Raw genomic sequence first — 14,408 nt, 5'->3', positions numbered from 1 at the left:
CTCACCACTCACCGACGACGTCCAGCTCGTTCTTCGCGAGGAACTCCTCAAATATCGAGGACCGACTCGACGTTCTCGCGGCCACGCACCGAACTGGATGCCCTGATCCAGAATTTCGGCGCCCGACACGGCCGACTCAGGCACTGAGTGTCCCACTGATGAGTCCCCGGACCGGCGGGATGGCAAGGTATTTCAGGGTTCCCGCCGGCCGTCGGGCGTTCTCACACTCGGCCGCTTCCATGGCTGGGAAAGCGCCGATACGGAAATCGCAAGGGCGGGCGATTCCCGGGGTCCCGAAGCATGAGTGCCGCCCAATAGCCCTGGAACGACACCAGCGGTTGCGGTTGCTGAGACAAGCCTCGAAACCCACCCGCGACATTACGAGCGAAACCCTGTGCTGGATAGTCGCTTCCGGCCGGAAGGCACACTTTGTCGGTCCGACTGCACGCCAGGTCACAAATTGTTGTCTGCACGTTAACCCAACACTTGATCACAGTGGAGATGTGTCCCGTAGGCAGTTCCTCCAGCGGCCTGAAACCCCAGGTCGGCAGTGTGTTGTCGACCAGGACACGCCGTCCGAAGTAGGATCGGACAATCCGGTCCATCTCCTCGGCCCTAGAGTCCGGATAGCCGGTCTCTCATTCCGCCTTCTTGCTGACCTTCGCAGGTGTCGCGGCCGGGGACGCTCATGCGGCACAGCTGAATTCGCTACACCAAATGGCCACGTCGCCCGCGGCGAACCCCGGCAACTCGACGCGTCCAGCTCGATTCCTACCGGAGCAGGCCGGGATTCCTGCGGCCGCATGAGCTCGCGGCTTCTCCCGCCGATCACGGCGTTCGATGTCCCGATCGTCAGAAGTCACCCCGACGACCATCAATATCGGAAACGGATCGGCCCATTCGCCCCGGCCGACAAAGGAATCCGCACCAGCGAAGGCACAGTTCGGCCGGGCACGGTCCTTTCGATCCTTCTCGACCCGGAACCCTAGATCAGATCGAACCGGGAGGCGAGGTCGATGGTGCGGTGTGCACGGCGCAAACGCGGGATGTCGCTGCCCTTGGTCGCGTTGGCTCCGTCCGAACCGAGCTGGGCGATGGTCGCTCGCGCCGCCGCGATGTCGTCGACGGTCGGGCTGAGGACGGTATTGATGAGGGCGGCGTGCGCCGGGTCGAGGCAGAGTCGGCCGGTCATGCCCAGCGAACGCGCCGAGGCGGTCTCCCGTTGCACGAGGCCCTCGTCGTTCACGATCGACGGGCCATCGATGGGTCCCGGCAGGCCCGCGGCCCGGCTGGCGACGACCAACCGCGACCGCGCGTAATCGAGAATCGCCGATCCGGGCTCCGCCCCCAGATCCATGCGCAGATCGCCACTGCCCAGGGCGAGGCGGCAGACCCGGGGATGATCGGCGATCTCCCGCGCCGCTTCCAAGGCCACGGCCGTCTCGATGAACGCGACCAGCGGCACCGGCGCGGGAAGCGCGGCGGAGACCAGCTCGATATCGGTCGCCGAGTCGACCTTCGCGATCATGACACCCGACAGCTGGGACAGTTCGCCGAGCGCCTCGACATCGTCGCGCCAGTACGGCGAGCGGACGTCGTTGATGCGGATCCAGGCCGGACCCTGCTCGAGAATCCCACGGGCCACGGTGCGCGCGAAGGCCTTCCGCTGCGGAGCCACACCATCCTCGAGGTCGATCACAGCGACGTCGGCGCGGGTACCCGCCATGCGGCCGGTGTTGTCCGAGGTCGCCGACAGCAGCCACCACGATCGCGCCAGTTCGGGGGACAATCCGGTATAGGTGGTCATCGAAGCTCCGCCTTCGAATTCACTGCAAACACAGACAACCTTCCTCTTGTTCATCCCCGTCGGCGGATATCGCCGAAATGATTGCGCCCCCGCACCGGATCGCGACTACAGGATATGTGCGGTACCGCTATGCCCGCAATTGAGCGGAAGCGAACTCGCCGGTAACCACCAAAAGAGCTGCAAAATATATTTCGTAAATAAAGTTCATGATGTGCGTCACTACGAAAAGGCTTCCCTCGAATTGGATTACACCCACACGCACCATCCCAGCCGGGAGGGGATCCCGGGAGCGTTCACATGCAGGCGTCCCCTGAGGAAGCCGCCGACCGCCTCGCCATCAGGGAGCTCTCCGACGCCTGCGCCCACTGCGCCGACCGCCGACTATGAACACACGAGACGACGGAGAACCGTGCCAGGTAGGCGAGCGACGCAAGTCGCAGGACGAGATCATCACCAGCGAAGGAGACATCCAGGTCGGTGGAAGTACTCATCCCTCACGATGGCCCGTCATGGACAACTCACCGAAGCCAGACACGATCCGCAGAGCGCATGGCTCGCGGCCACGGTAGAACGTCCTGCATTGCCCGAGTTCGCAGCAGTGCGCCTATTCGTGCACAATTCGCCGTCAGACGGCAGCTTTCCACCAATTCCGATGCCTCAGTGCACGTTTAGGCCCATGATCAAACTCGTGCGGCCCCTCCCCCTCTTGCCGCATCCCGCGCTGGCCAACCGAGAACGGCACCCGGAAGGCCAGTTTGGTTGCCGTGCGGGCAAAGGCCCGCACGCTACTGCACTGTGGTCCGAGTACACCGCTGGAATCGGGTCATATCCTGTGGACCTGCATCGGCACCAGCAGCGCAGATCATTCAGCATGGGCAACAGACCCGCCGCCGAATGCGATGCGCTCACCCGGCAGGTGCACTCAGCTCAGCGTCCGACTGCCTCGTCATGGACCCCAATGCCGCATCTGAAACGACCTGCCGCACGCCGTGGGGCCGTCACTGTTCGACCCGGCTATCGGTGACGTTCGGCTCTGCCCGCGTGGTGGGCCGGTGCGGTCGGATGGAGGTGGGTCGAGATCGAGTCCGTTGTCTGTGGTGCGTGATCGAGAGGTGTTGGAGTCGATGGCCGTCATGAAGTTCCTCACCGAGGCTCCGCGGTTCTTGTTCTTCACAGGCAAGGGCGGTGTCGGCAAGACCTCGATCGCCTGTGCGGCGGCGGTGAAGCTGGCGCGCGCGGGCAAGCGGGTGCTGCTGGTCTCCACCGATCCGGCATCGAACGTAGGGCAGGTGTTCGGGCTGGCGATCGGTAACACCGTCACCGCGATTCCCGGAGTGGACGGTTTGTGGGCTCTCGAGATCGACCCCGAGCAGGCCGTGCAGGCCTACCGGGAACGGATCATCGCGCCGCTGCGCGGCACTGTCCCCGACACCGATCTCGCGGCGGTGGCCGAACAATTGTCGGGTTCGTGCACCACCGAGATCGCCTCGTTCAACGAGTTCACCATGCTGCTCACCGACGACACCGGCGGCTACGACCATGTCCTGTTCGACACCGCACCCACCGGGCACACCATCCGCCTGCTGCAACTGCCCGGGAACTGGAGCCAATTCCTCACCGGCGGCGGCGATGCCACCTGTCTGGGGCCACTGTCGGGGCTGGACAAGCACAAGGCCGTCTACGCCGCAGCGGTCACCACGCTCGCCGACCCGGACCGCACCCGAGTCATCCTGGTCGCCCGGCCCTCCCGCTCGGCGCTGGCCGAAGTCGCCCGCACCCGAACAGAACTCGCCGCCATCGGCATGAACAACCAGTACGTCGTCGTCAACGGCGTCCTCCCCGACACAGTCCAAACCACCGACCCGCTCGCCGCCGCCGTCCACCGCCGTGAACGCGCCGCGCTCGCAGCCATGCCCGATACCGTCGCGGTCCTCCCACGCGACCTCATCGAACTCAAACCGGCCAATATCGTCGGCATCGACGCCCTGACCACTTTGTTCGACCCCACCTCGCCGTCACAAGCCACCACCACCACCGCATCGAATGCCGCTGTGCATGCAACGTTGGCGCAGCTGATCGACGACATCGAGGACGAGGGTCCGTGCCTGATCATGTGTATGGGCAAAGGCGGAGTCGGGAAGACGACCGTCGCCGCCGCGGTCGCGGTGGCCCTCGCGCGCCGTGGTCACGATGTGCACCTGTCGACCACCGACCCCGCCGCCAATCTCGCCGAGACTCTCGGCGGCAGCCTCGAGCACCTGCACCTGTCGCGCATCGACCCGGCCCAGGCGGTCGAGGACTATCGCGCCCGCGTGATGGCCACCAAGGGAGCCACCCTCGACGCCGCCGGCCGCGCCGCGCTCGCCGAAGACCTGCTCTCCCCGTGCACCGACGAAGTCGCTGTCTTCCAAGCCTTCTCGCATGTGATCGCCGAGTCCCGGCGCCGCTTCGTCGTCATCGACACCGCCCCGACCGGCCACACCCTGCTGCTGCTCGACGCCACCGGCTCCTACCACCGCGACATCGTGCGGCAACTCGCGCCGGGCCTCCGGTTCACCACCCCGCTGATGCGACTGCAGAACCCCGCCGCGACCAAGGTCCTGCTGATCACCCTGCCCGAAACCACCCCGGTCCTCGAAGCCCTCGACCTGCAAACAGATCTCGAACGAGCCGGAATCCACCCGTGGGCCTGGATCATCAACAACAGCCTCACCGCCGCCGCACCCAGCGACCCACTGCTGCAGCGCCGCGCCAACGCCGAACTCGCCCCGATCAGCCAAGTCACCCAGCGCACCCAGCGTTATGCCGTCATCCCCACCCTCGCCACCGAACCCGCCGGAATCCCCGCCCTCACCGCACTGACCGACCCGATGGCGGCACTCGTAGTTCGCGAACCTCGTTGACCGTCAACTATTTTCGATAATGACGGTAGTGCCGCCCCGGATACCGGTCGACTGTTCGAGCACACGTCAGGCGAGCGCGAGGAATAGCTTCTCCAACTCGTCCACCGTCATCGGATCCGCTCCGTCGGCAGCTCCATCGACGCACTCCCGCAATCCCGCGGCGACAATCTTGAAGCCGGCACGGTCCAGAGCTCGTGAGACGGCTGCGAGTTGTGTGACGACATCCTTGCAGTCACGCCCTTGCTCGATCATGGCGATCACGCCTGCCAGCTGCCCGTGGGCGCGTCGCAGCCGATTGAGCACCAGCGTGATGCTCTCTTCGTTGCCGATCATGGGAATCTCCTTCTTCCTCCTGCGTGTGGGCATACCCTAGGGGGCATGCCCACGTTCGAGCCGGTCCAGGTTGGTTCAACGGCGGCCGAACAGCCTGTGGCGATCCGGCAGCGCCGTTTCGGTGCATGAACAGCGTTGCGCGACAGGGACATTGCCCAGGACTTGCTCGACATGGTTGCCGCAGCCCTCATAGGTGGGTTTGCCGCAGCGGCGGCAGGTGACTCGTTGACACATGGGTTTTCCTTTCTTCGATACTTGGGATTCAGTGGAGGAACAGGACTTTGGCCAGGACGAAGGCCGCGACCGCGAAGACGAGGTAGGCGAACCAGGTTCGCAGCCGACGGGTGTCGATCGTCGCGCCGAAACGACCCGCGGCCAGCGAGCCGATGATCGCGGCAGCGGTGAACGCGGTGGCGAGACGCCAGTCGAGGCTGAGATTGCCGAGGTAGGCGAACATCCCGGACGCGGAGTTGGCGACCACGATGACCAGCGAGGTGCCGATCGCCGTGATCATGTCCAGGCCGAGCATCAGTACCAGCGCCGGAATGATCAGGAATCCGCCGCCGACCCCGAACAGACCGGTCAGGAACCCGACGCCCAGTCCGATCGGCACCGCGCGCGACACGCATCGACGCCAGTCGAGCGCATTTCCCTCGGTGCGGCAGGCGCCGCCGGTGCGCTGCGATTTCGACAGCATCCGCAGCCCGGCCACGACCATCAGCACCGCGAAACCGCCGAGGGTGACTGCCGGAGGCAGGAGCCGGTTGACCGCGCTGCCGGCGAACGCGGCCGGTAATCCGGTGGCCGCGAAGACCGCCGCCACTCGCCATTGCACCTGGTGGTTGCGAATCCGGCCGATGCTGCCGAAGAGTGCGGCGATGCCGACGACCAGCAGCGACATCGGCACCGCGTGCGCGAGCGGGATCCGCAGCCCGTAGACCAATCCCGGAACCGCCAGGATCGAACCTCCGCCGCCGAGCAGGCCGAGCAGGATCCCGATTCCGGCGCCCAGCGCGAGCGCCATCAGAATGGTCATGGCCGCCTCCGGGCGGGCACTCTCGGATACGTCCTCACGCCACGGTTCGCCGTTCTGCCCATGCTCGGTAGCCGCCGCGCAGATCGCTGACGCGATCGAAGCCCTCGGCCCGCAGCATCGAGGCGGCGACGCTGGAGCGCCAGCCACCCGCACAATGCACGATGATCGGGCGATCGATCGGCAGTTCGTCGAGGCGAGACCGCAACTGCGCCAAAGGGATCGAGATCGCGGCGGGGATGACACCGGATTCGTGCTCGGCGGGGTTTCGGATGTCGATCAGGGCGACCGCGTTGTCGGCGACGAGCCGGTCGAGCTCGGCGGCGTCGGTGCGCGGCGCGGTCCGCACCAGGTCCGCCAGTTCGGCGGGGAAGCCGGTAGCGGCGTCGACGGTGAAGTATCCGATCACCGCGTCCGAGCCGATGCGCGAAAGCCGCAGGGCGGCAGCCTGTTCGTCGCCGGGGTAGGCGATCAGGGCCAGGCGGTCACCGATATCGGCGACGATGCCGCCGGTCTCGGCGAAACGTCCGTCGAACCCCACGTTGACCGAACCCCGCAGATGCGCGACGGCGAAGTCCTCGGGTGCGCGAGCGTCGATCACCCGGGTCGCCGCGGCGAGTTCGGCGCGCAGCTGCTCGATGGTCAACTCCGGGATACGCCGATTCGGGTCCAGCACCGGATGCAGCGACTTGTTCAGCGCCGCATCGACATAGAAGTAGCCCGGCGCCGCCGGCTGGTCGGTGGTGATCAGCGCGACGAACGCGTCCTCGCTCATCGGCTGCACCGACGGATTGGTGCGGCGTTGTTCGCCGATGGTGGAGCTCAGCTCCGTGGACAGGTTCTTGCCGCACGAGGATCCGGCGCCGTGCGCGGGCAGCACTGTCACCGTGTCCGGCAAGGTGAGCAGCACCTGGTGGATCGAGTGGTACATCGCGCGTGCCAGATCGGTGCTGCTGCCGGGGCCGAGATTCACCAGATCGGGGCGGCCGACGTCGCCGATGAACAGCGAATCTCCGGTGAGCACCGCCACCGGTTCGGCGTCGGCACGCTCGCGAACGAGCAGGCTGATCGACTCCCAGGTGTGCCCGGGCGTCGCCAGCACCTCGAGGTCGACGTCGCCCAGGCTCACCCGCTCACCGTGCGCGAGCCGCCGGATCGGGTAGTCGGTTTCGGCGTCGGCGCCGAAGCCGATCCAGGCGCCGGTCGCGTCGAGCAGCTCGAGGTGGCCGGAGACGAAGTCGGCGTGGAAGTGGGTGTTGACGACGCCTTCGATGGTCAGCCCGAAACGCCGGGCGTCGTCGAGGTAGTCGGTGATGTCACGGCGTGGATCCACCACCACGGCACGGCCGCTGCGCGGGTCGCCGATCAAATAGGAGGCGTGGGAAAGGCATTCGATGTAGTACTGCTCGAGAATCACTGCTCTGTCCTTCGATGGCAGGTCCTTTCACCTGCGATGCCTCCAGGGTGACACATACCCCCGGGGGTATGCAAATACCCTAGGGGGTATACCCGGTGACAATCGCCACTATCGCGCCGAGGACCCGCTCCGAAACGAGAAAACCCCCTGCCCGGTACGGGCAGGGGGTGGTGGCGACGGCGGTTACTCGAACGCGCAGCCTCGTGGAACGCCAAGTCTGCGTAGGAGAATGGCGGCCGGACAGAATCCGGTGAGGCTGGCCTGGAGCTGATTGACTCCCGCGAAGGCGGTGAGCAGCAGGAACCAGGGCGAGACCGCTACCGCCAGCACGACGCCGAGCAGGGTGACGGTTCCGGCCACGGCGAGCACGGCTCGATCGATGTTCAGTCGCGACATCGCATTCCTACCTTCCGAGAATGCGGCGCAGCCAGCCGCCGCGCTCGGCATCGGGATGGCCAGAGCACCATCGGTCGGCCGGGACCGTCGCCCGGACCTGAGCGATGTGCTGGCCACAACCGGACCAGGTGGTGAGGCCGCAGGTTCGGCAGCGGGCGGCTCGGCACATGAATGAACTCCTTTACGGTCGGTGATCAGGACTTGGTGTCGCCCGCATCGACGGCATCGGCGAATTCGCAGAACGCCTCGTAGGCGCGGGCGCCGTGGATGGTGGCGGGTCCGCCGTGCATGAGGAAGGTGACGCCGATGGCCTCGGCGGCTTCCTGCCGGGTGGCGCCGGCGCGGGCGGCGGCCTGCCCGTGCGAGGCGATGCAGCCGTCACAGCCCTCGACCACGCCGATCGCGAAAGCGATCAGCTCCTTGGTCCTGCGGTCGAGGGCGCCCGGCTCGAAGGCCGCCTTGCTGAGTTCGCCGAATCCCTTGTACACCTCGGGAATCGCGCGACGCAGCTCGCGATGCTGGGGAGACAGCTCGCGCAGCACCTCCTTGCCGTGGCGGGAGGAATGCGTGGTCTCGTCGGTCGATGTCATCGGTCTACCCTTTCGGTTCAGCCGTGCGAGAAGGTGATATTCGGCAGGATTCGGCGCAGCCACGCGGGCGTGGCCCAGGCGGCGCGGCCCGCCAGGCGCAGCATGACCGGCAGCAGGACCAGCCGGACGAGGAAGGCGTCGAGCAGAACGGCGACGCCGAGGATGACGCCCATTTCCTTGGGCGGCAACGGTCCCGACAACGCGAAGGTGAAGAACACCGCCACCATAACCCCGCCGGCTGCGAAGATCACCCGCCCGGAATGCGCGACGGCGCCGATCATGGCTTCGCGGGGGTCGCCGGACTTCTCCCAGTGCTCCTTGGCCGAGGCCAGCAGGAAGACGGTGTAGTCCATGGCGATCGCGAAGATCATCGCGAAGAAGAACACCGGCGCCCACGCGTCGAGGAAGCCCTGATGCTCGAAGCCCAGCAAGCCCGAGCCGATACCGTTCTGGAACACCAGCCGGGCCACACCGAACGCCGCGGCCGTGGACAGCAGACTGGCCAGGGTGCCCAGCAGCGAGATGAGCGGGGCCTGCAACGCGACCAGCAGCAGCGCGAAGCCGAGCACCATGACCACACCGATGACCAGCGGGGTGGAACGGTGCAACTGGTCGGCCAGGTCGATGTTCTCCACGGCCGCGCCACCGACCCGCGCGGACGACGGTAGGTCGGCGCGGAGCCGGTCCACGGTGGCGGCGAGCGCCGGATCGGAGGGGTCGACCTTCGGGACGGCTTGAATCAGCCGGTAGTCGCTGCCGTCCGCGGGCGACGCGGGCGGCAACGCGGCGGCGATACCCGGATCGGCGGCCAGCACGCGACCGGCGGCGTCGGCATCGCCTGCGCGAGTGACGATCTGGAGCATGCCGGGCGCGCCGTCACCGAAGGCGGCCTGCACCTGGTTGTAGCCGATGCGGGCGCTCGAGTCCGCGGGCAGCACCTTGATCGAGGGCATCGCGGTCTTCAAACCGACGATCGGCACCGCCAGCGCGATCAGCACGACCAGTGCGCCCAGGCCCCACACCAACGGCCGACGCCACAGGCGCTCACCCCATTTCGCGAACGCGGGCGAGCGATGTTCGCCGGCGTGAACCCAGGGCAGCGACAGCCGATTGATCTTGTCGTCGAGTTTGAACAGCACCACCGGCAGCAGGGTCAGCGTGGCGGCGAGGACGAACAGGACCGAGAGCATGATGCCACCGGCCATCGAGCGGAACGACGGTGACGGCACCAGCATCACCGCGGACAGCGACACCAGCACGGTCGCGCCCGACAGCAGCACCGCCTTGCCCGCGGTGTCCATGGTCTCGGCGACCGCCTCGCGACCCGATTCGTGCTGTCCCATCCGTGCGGCGCGGTATCGGACCACCAGGAACAGCGCATAGTCGATGCCCAGGGCCAAGGAGAACATCATCGCGAAGTTCATCGCCCAGATCGACACCGGCACAAAGTGATTGATCAGCACCAGCGATCCCGCCGAGGCCACCAGCCCGGCCAGGGTCAGCAGCAACGGCAGACCGGCGGCGACCAGCGCGCCGAAGGCGAGCACCAGGATCGCCATGGTCACCGGCCAGGAGAACATCTCCGACTTCATCATCGCCTTCAAGTTGGCGTCGTTGAAATCGGACCACAGCAGTGAGGATCCGGTCGGGTTCACCCGCACCGTCGGCGTCGACAACGCCTGCAGCTTGCCCTTCAGATCGGTTGCCACGCGCACCATTTCGTTGGTGTCGACACCGGCGCCCGCGAGGACGACGGCGGTCTTGTGGTCTTGGGACAGGCTCGCGCCGGGCATGGGCGGAATCACCTCCGCCAGCCTCGGTTCCCCCTTCAGGACGGCGGTCACCTCGGAGAGGACCGCTGGACCGTCACCGCTGTCGAGGGTGCCGTCGGTGCTATGCACGACCACCTGAATGGCGTGACTGGCATTGCCGCCGAAGTGTTCCTGCGCCAGATTGCGCACCGCGACCGACTGCGATCCGTCGGCCTGCCAGCCCGCGCCGGACAGGTTCTTCTCCACGAACGGCGCGAACGCCCCCAGCACGACGACCACCAGCACCCACACCGCGGCGACCAGCCGGCGGTGCTCGATCACCCAGATGCCCAATCGCCCCAAGGGACCGGGCCGGAATGCTGACACATGCGTCGGTTCCTCGGTCTCGCTGACTTGCTGCGCCACGCGGTGCCTCCTCTCGATGGTTGCATCCCCCCGGGGGGATGAGATCACGACGGTAGCATCCCCCCAGGGGGATGTACATTGGGTAGTGACGCAGACCGCGCCACGCGGGTGACCGATAGGGTTCTCGCAGCGTCGGCCCGGCGTCGTCCAGCGAAGGAGAAGAGCGATGCAACTCGAGCACGACGAAATGAAGGCCGTGATCACCCGGATGAAGCGGGCGCACGGACACCTGGCCTCGGTCATTCGCATGATGGAGGACGGCGCGGAATGCGAGGACATCCTCACTCAGCTCGCCGCGGTCAACAAGGCGATCAGCCGCAGCGGCTACGCACTCGTGGCCACCGGCCTGCAGCACTGCTTGACGCACGAGGGCCCGGACAGCGTCGACACCAAGAAGCTCGAGAAACTGTTCCTCGCCCTGGCATGAGTCACAGTGGCCCGAAAGCCCTTGTCACGCCTGCGCTGAGGCTGCACCTCCGCTGCGCGGTGGGCGGGGGCAATCCGCCACTGCTCGACAGAACTCTCGATACCCCAACGGCCATCGGCTCCGTCCAGCAATCGACGAAGGGCTGGCGATGACAGTGCAACCAAGTGACCAGCGAATCCGATTTGACCGAAGACACCTCGGAGCTCGCCTGAACGCGGCCGTCCGCTGGTTCTCGGAGATCAATTCACTGACGGTTGCCGCTCCTGATGCCGCTGCACCGCGAGTCCCACCGAGCCGAGCACGATCGCAGCACCGATCAGCAGTCGCGCGGTCAGCGGCTCGTCGAGGATGAAAATGCCCGCAGAGATGCCCACGACCGGAATCAGGTACGCGGTCAGGGCGGCGGTGGTGGGGCCCAGCCGGGCAACATTGCGGTAGTTCAGCAATTCCGCTCCAGCAGTACTGATCACGCCGAGCGCTAGCAGGCTCGCGATGCGTACCGGGGTCAGTTCCACATGCCCGGTATCGGTGGTAGCGGCCGCCAGCGGTGCCAGCACCAGGATCGCGCCGACCTGGATCACGGCCGCGATATACAGCGGCTGGCGGTGAGACAGGTTGCGGCGCATATATGTCCAGCCGAACCCGTAGCAGGCGGACGCGGCGAGCACGGCCAGGCAGCCACCCCATGAGCAGCCGGTCAGGCCGTGCGAGCCGAGGCCCGCGAGCACGGCGACGCCGAGCAGCCCGACCGCGACGGCCCCGAGTTGCCGCCCGCCGGGCCGCTGGCCGAGCATGAGGACCGCGAAGCCGAGGGTCCACAGTGGGACCGTTGCGTGCAGCACGGCCGACAGGGACGCTTCGACGTGTTGCTGCGCCCAAGCGGTCAGGCAGAACGGCAGTGCCACCGTGGTCAGCGCCAGGACGGCCAGATGCGTACGCTCCCGCCCACCGGATACCGGTATTTCAGGCGCGGGCTTGCCGCGTGCGCGCAGCACCGCGGCCGGCGCGAGGACCAATCCGGACAGCAGCACCCGAGCGAACGCGACCCCGAAGGGCGGCATGCCCGGTAGCGCCACTTTCATGAAGACCGACGACAAACCCCACATGGTCGACGCGAGCACCACACCGAGCACGGTTCCTCCGGAGTCCTCGACAAACCCGGTACTCAACCATCCCGATCAGCGGCAATCATTCCGCCGCACAGACAAATGCGAAGTAATCGACATCGCGAGCCTACCGGTCGGATTGTCCGCTCGGGCAGAATTTGACGATGACCCGCCGCGACCGCGAAGGATCCGGAGACTCAGGCGTGCGCGGGCGAACTCGACTGCGCAGGCGAGTCGGCCCGGGTGTCGATCGCCCGGGTCAGCTCCTCGAGCGCAGGCATAGCGGCACCGAGCAAGTGCTGCCATCCGGGGTGCAGGTCCGCCAAGGCGGCCCGCAGAATATCGGTGTTGGTGGCCTGCCACGAGCGCACCGCTTCGTGCCCGGCCGCGGTCAAGGTCAAGGTGACCGCGCGGCGATCCTCCCCTGCTTCCCCCGAACCGCGAACGATCATGTCTTGTCCGACCAGACCGTTGACCAGCGTGGTGACCGAGTTCGGAGCCAGGCGCAACTGGCGGGCCAGCTGCCCCGGCCTGATCCCGGGATGCTCGGACACACAGGAGAGCAACTCCAGTTGGGCGACCGAGAGGGTATTGGCCGGATCGGTGGCGCGGGCGGCGCGCCGCATGGCGCGTCGCAGGCAGGCGATGGCCTCCGCGAGCGCGCTCTCGTCCGGTCGCGCTACCAACGCGGGTAGCGGTCCGGCGGCGGATGCGGTCATCGACGACTCCTCACGCTCGGATGATCCCTGGAATTCTGCCCTACCGTGCACGAAGGTGGTCCCCGCAGCCAGGACCGCGAAGGCGAGCAGCCCCAGCAGGGCGATCCGTGGTGCGGCCGACGCGCTTTCGGCGTGCCTGCCCAGATGCAGTGCCAAGGTGACCACGGCGACGCCACCGGCGGTTCCCAGCCCGCGGCTCATATTCACCAGCCCGCCACTGGTTCCCGATCGTCCCGAGGGGATGGCGCTCATGATGCCCGCGTTGTTGCTGGGAATGAACACCCCGAGCCCTAGACCGAGCACGCCGAGGCAGGCGAAGGACCACCATGGCGCAGCGGGTGAAATGACAAGCGCGGCAAGTGCTGTCATCACGACGACTGCTCCCAGTCGTTCGCGGCGGCGACCGCCCCAATGACGTGGGAGCAGCCGCGTCCCGACAACGGCGGCGACCGCGAAGCCTGCCGGCAATGCGGTCAGCACCAGACCGGTCGTAGCCGGTGTCGCGCCGCGCAGTTGCGGGAACAGCGCCAGCGGGCCGAACAGCACCAGGTAGGCCGCGAACGCCCCGATCAGACCGGCCGATACCGTCGGCGGTCGCAGTAGCGCCGGATCGACGAGCGGTTCAGGGGCGCGCCGCGCCCATCGGACCGCACCGGTCGCACACGCCGCTGCGAGAACCATCGCCGTTATCGCGGCCCACGCCGGGAGCGGCAAACCCGAGACAGCCGACACCGCGACCAGCGCACCGGTCGTGCTGCCGATCATCAAAAGTAGTCCGCGCCAGTCGAATTGCTCCATAGCATTGCGTTCGCGGGTCCGGGGCAACAGGTAGCGGCCGATCGCCAACGCCAGCAACCCGATCGGAACGTTGACCCCGTAGACCCAGCGCCAACCGGCCGAGGCCACCAGCATGCCGCCGAGGGCCGGTCCCAACGCCAACCCCAGCGCCTGCGCCCCGGCCTGCACGCCGAGTGCGGCCCGCATCCGTTGCGGCGGCACACTGGTCACCACCAGCGCCACGCTGTTGGCCTGCAGCATTGCCGCGCCCACGGCCTGGACCACCCGGAACCCGATCAGCCATCCCAGTCCGGGCGCGAGCGCGCACGCCGCCGAAGCCAGGGTGAACACCACGAAGCCCTGGAGATAGACGAATTTGCGGCCCACCGCATCCGCCACCCGCCCCGCCGAGACGACCAAACCGACGACGGTGAGCAAGTACGCCAACGACACCCACTGCACCCCGGCCAACGACATCCCGAATTCCCGCTGCACCGCAGGGAAGGTCAAGGTCACGATGCTGGCGTCGAGCTGGCCCATGAACGCACCCAGACACACCGCTCCGACCGCGAACCAGCCGGCGTTCGGATGCTCACGAACGATCCGAGGACGAGCCGACTCCACGAACACCAGAAACCTCCGAGCACATACCAACAACGCAAGTATATTCTAAAACAGAACAACTTCTCGTTGAGGTGACGGTCAGAGACAGCGTGCTCGCGA

The 14,408-nt window shown here is 66.9% G+C and carries 11 protein-coding genes; 2 read left to right on the top strand and 9 right to left on the bottom strand.

The window, feature by feature from the left end; genetic code table 11:
* Positions 1 to 985: 985 nt before the first annotated feature.
* Positions 986 to 1,807: an HpcH/HpaI aldolase/citrate lyase family protein gene (locus GPX89_RS12560; protein WP_157387635.1), complete on the bottom strand. Its 822-nt coding sequence runs from the start codon at positions 1,805 to 1,807 to the stop codon at positions 986 to 988.
* Between the two features lie 1,124 nt (positions 1,808 to 2,931).
* Here GPX89_RS12560 and arsA point away from each other — a divergent pair.
* Positions 2,932 to 4,710, top strand: a complete 1,779-nt coding sequence (gene arsA, locus GPX89_RS12550; RefSeq protein ID WP_407939384.1) for an arsenical pump-driving ATPase — start codon at positions 2,932 to 2,934, stop codon at positions 4,708 to 4,710.
* A gap of 66 nt (positions 4,711 to 4,776) precedes the next feature.
* On the opposite strand, the gene GPX89_RS12545 is transcribed toward arsA, so the two are convergent.
* The 6 genes from GPX89_RS12545 to GPX89_RS12520 all read right to left on the bottom strand — a co-directional run bounded on the left by GPX89_RS12545 (position 4,777) and on the right by GPX89_RS12520 (position 10,656).
* Positions 4,777 to 5,043, bottom strand: coding sequence for a metal-sensitive transcriptional regulator (locus GPX89_RS12545; RefSeq protein ID WP_157387634.1), 267 nt, complete (start codon positions 5,041 to 5,043; stop codon positions 4,777 to 4,779).
* A gap of 262 nt (positions 5,044 to 5,305) precedes the next feature.
* Complete coding sequence (locus GPX89_RS12540) at positions 5,306 to 6,079, bottom strand: sulfite exporter TauE/SafE family protein (protein WP_157387633.1); 774 nt, start codon at positions 6,077 to 6,079, stop codon at positions 5,306 to 5,308.
* Between the two features lie 34 nt (positions 6,080 to 6,113).
* A complete protein-coding gene (locus GPX89_RS12535) occupies positions 6,114 to 7,493 on the bottom strand; it encodes a rhodanese-like domain-containing protein (protein WP_328601768.1) in 1,380 nt (459 codons plus the stop codon).
* 183 nt (positions 7,494 to 7,676) lie between these two features.
* A complete protein-coding gene (locus tag GPX89_RS12530) occupies positions 7,677 to 7,889 on the bottom strand; it encodes a YgaP family membrane protein (protein ID WP_198347381.1) in 213 nt (70 codons plus the stop codon).
* Between the two features lie 194 nt (positions 7,890 to 8,083).
* Positions 8,084 to 8,479, bottom strand: a complete 396-nt coding sequence (locus GPX89_RS12525; RefSeq protein WP_157387632.1) for a carboxymuconolactone decarboxylase family protein — start codon at positions 8,477 to 8,479, stop codon at positions 8,084 to 8,086.
* Positions 8,480 to 8,496: 17 nt separating this feature from the next.
* On the bottom strand, positions 8,497 to 10,656 hold the full coding sequence (locus GPX89_RS12520) for an MMPL family transporter (RefSeq protein ID WP_328601767.1): 2,160 nt from the start codon (positions 10,654 to 10,656) through the stop codon (positions 8,497 to 8,499).
* A 166-nt stretch (positions 10,657 to 10,822) separates the two neighbouring features.
* Between GPX89_RS12520 and GPX89_RS12515 the strand changes: the two genes are divergently transcribed.
* On the top strand, positions 10,823 to 11,083 hold the full coding sequence (locus GPX89_RS12515; protein ID WP_157387630.1) for a metal-sensitive transcriptional regulator: 261 nt from the start codon (positions 10,823 to 10,825) through the stop codon (positions 11,081 to 11,083).
* A 239-nt stretch (positions 11,084 to 11,322) separates the two neighbouring features.
* On the opposite strand, the gene GPX89_RS12510 is transcribed toward GPX89_RS12515, so the two are convergent.
* Entirely contained in the window at positions 11,323 to 12,252 is a 930-nt protein-coding gene (locus tag GPX89_RS12510; RefSeq protein ID WP_157387629.1) for a DMT family transporter, read from the bottom strand.
* Between the two features lie 134 nt (positions 12,253 to 12,386).
* Positions 12,387 to 14,243, bottom strand: a complete 1,857-nt coding sequence (locus GPX89_RS12505; RefSeq protein ID WP_328601860.1) for an MFS transporter — start codon at positions 14,241 to 14,243, stop codon at positions 12,387 to 12,389.
* Positions 14,244 to 14,408: the final 165 nt, after the last annotated feature.

Source organism: Nocardia terrae, assembly GCF_009760405.1.
Taxonomy (GTDB): Bacteria; Actinomycetota; Actinomycetes; order Mycobacteriales; family Mycobacteriaceae; genus Nocardia; species Nocardia terrae.
Note: the sequence above shows the minus strand (reverse complement) of the source record. Positions and strands in the feature narration are given on the sequence as shown.

Coding starts and splice junctions, on each gene's coding strand:
- arsA (WP_407939384.1), top strand. CDS start 2,932: ATGGCCGTCATGAAGTTCCTCACCGAGGCTCCGCGGTTCTTGTTCTTC.
- GPX89_RS12515 (WP_157387630.1), top strand. CDS start 10,823: ATGCAACTCGAGCACGACGAAATGAAGGCCGTGATCACCCGGATGAAG.
- GPX89_RS12560 (WP_157387635.1), bottom strand. CDS start 1,807: ATGACCACCTATACCGGATTGTCCCCCGAACTGGCGCGATCGTGGTGG.
- GPX89_RS12525 (WP_157387632.1), bottom strand. CDS start 8,479: ATGACATCGACCGACGAGACCACGCATTCCTCCCGCCACGGCAAGGAG.
- GPX89_RS12530 (WP_198347381.1), bottom strand. CDS start 7,889: ATGTCGCGACTGAACATCGATCGAGCCGTGCTCGCCGTGGCCGGAACC.
- GPX89_RS12545 (WP_157387634.1), bottom strand. CDS start 5,043: ATGATCGGCAACGAAGAGAGCATCACGCTGGTGCTCAATCGGCTGCGA.
- GPX89_RS12540 (WP_157387633.1), bottom strand. CDS start 6,079: ATGACCATTCTGATGGCGCTCGCGCTGGGCGCCGGAATCGGGATCCTG.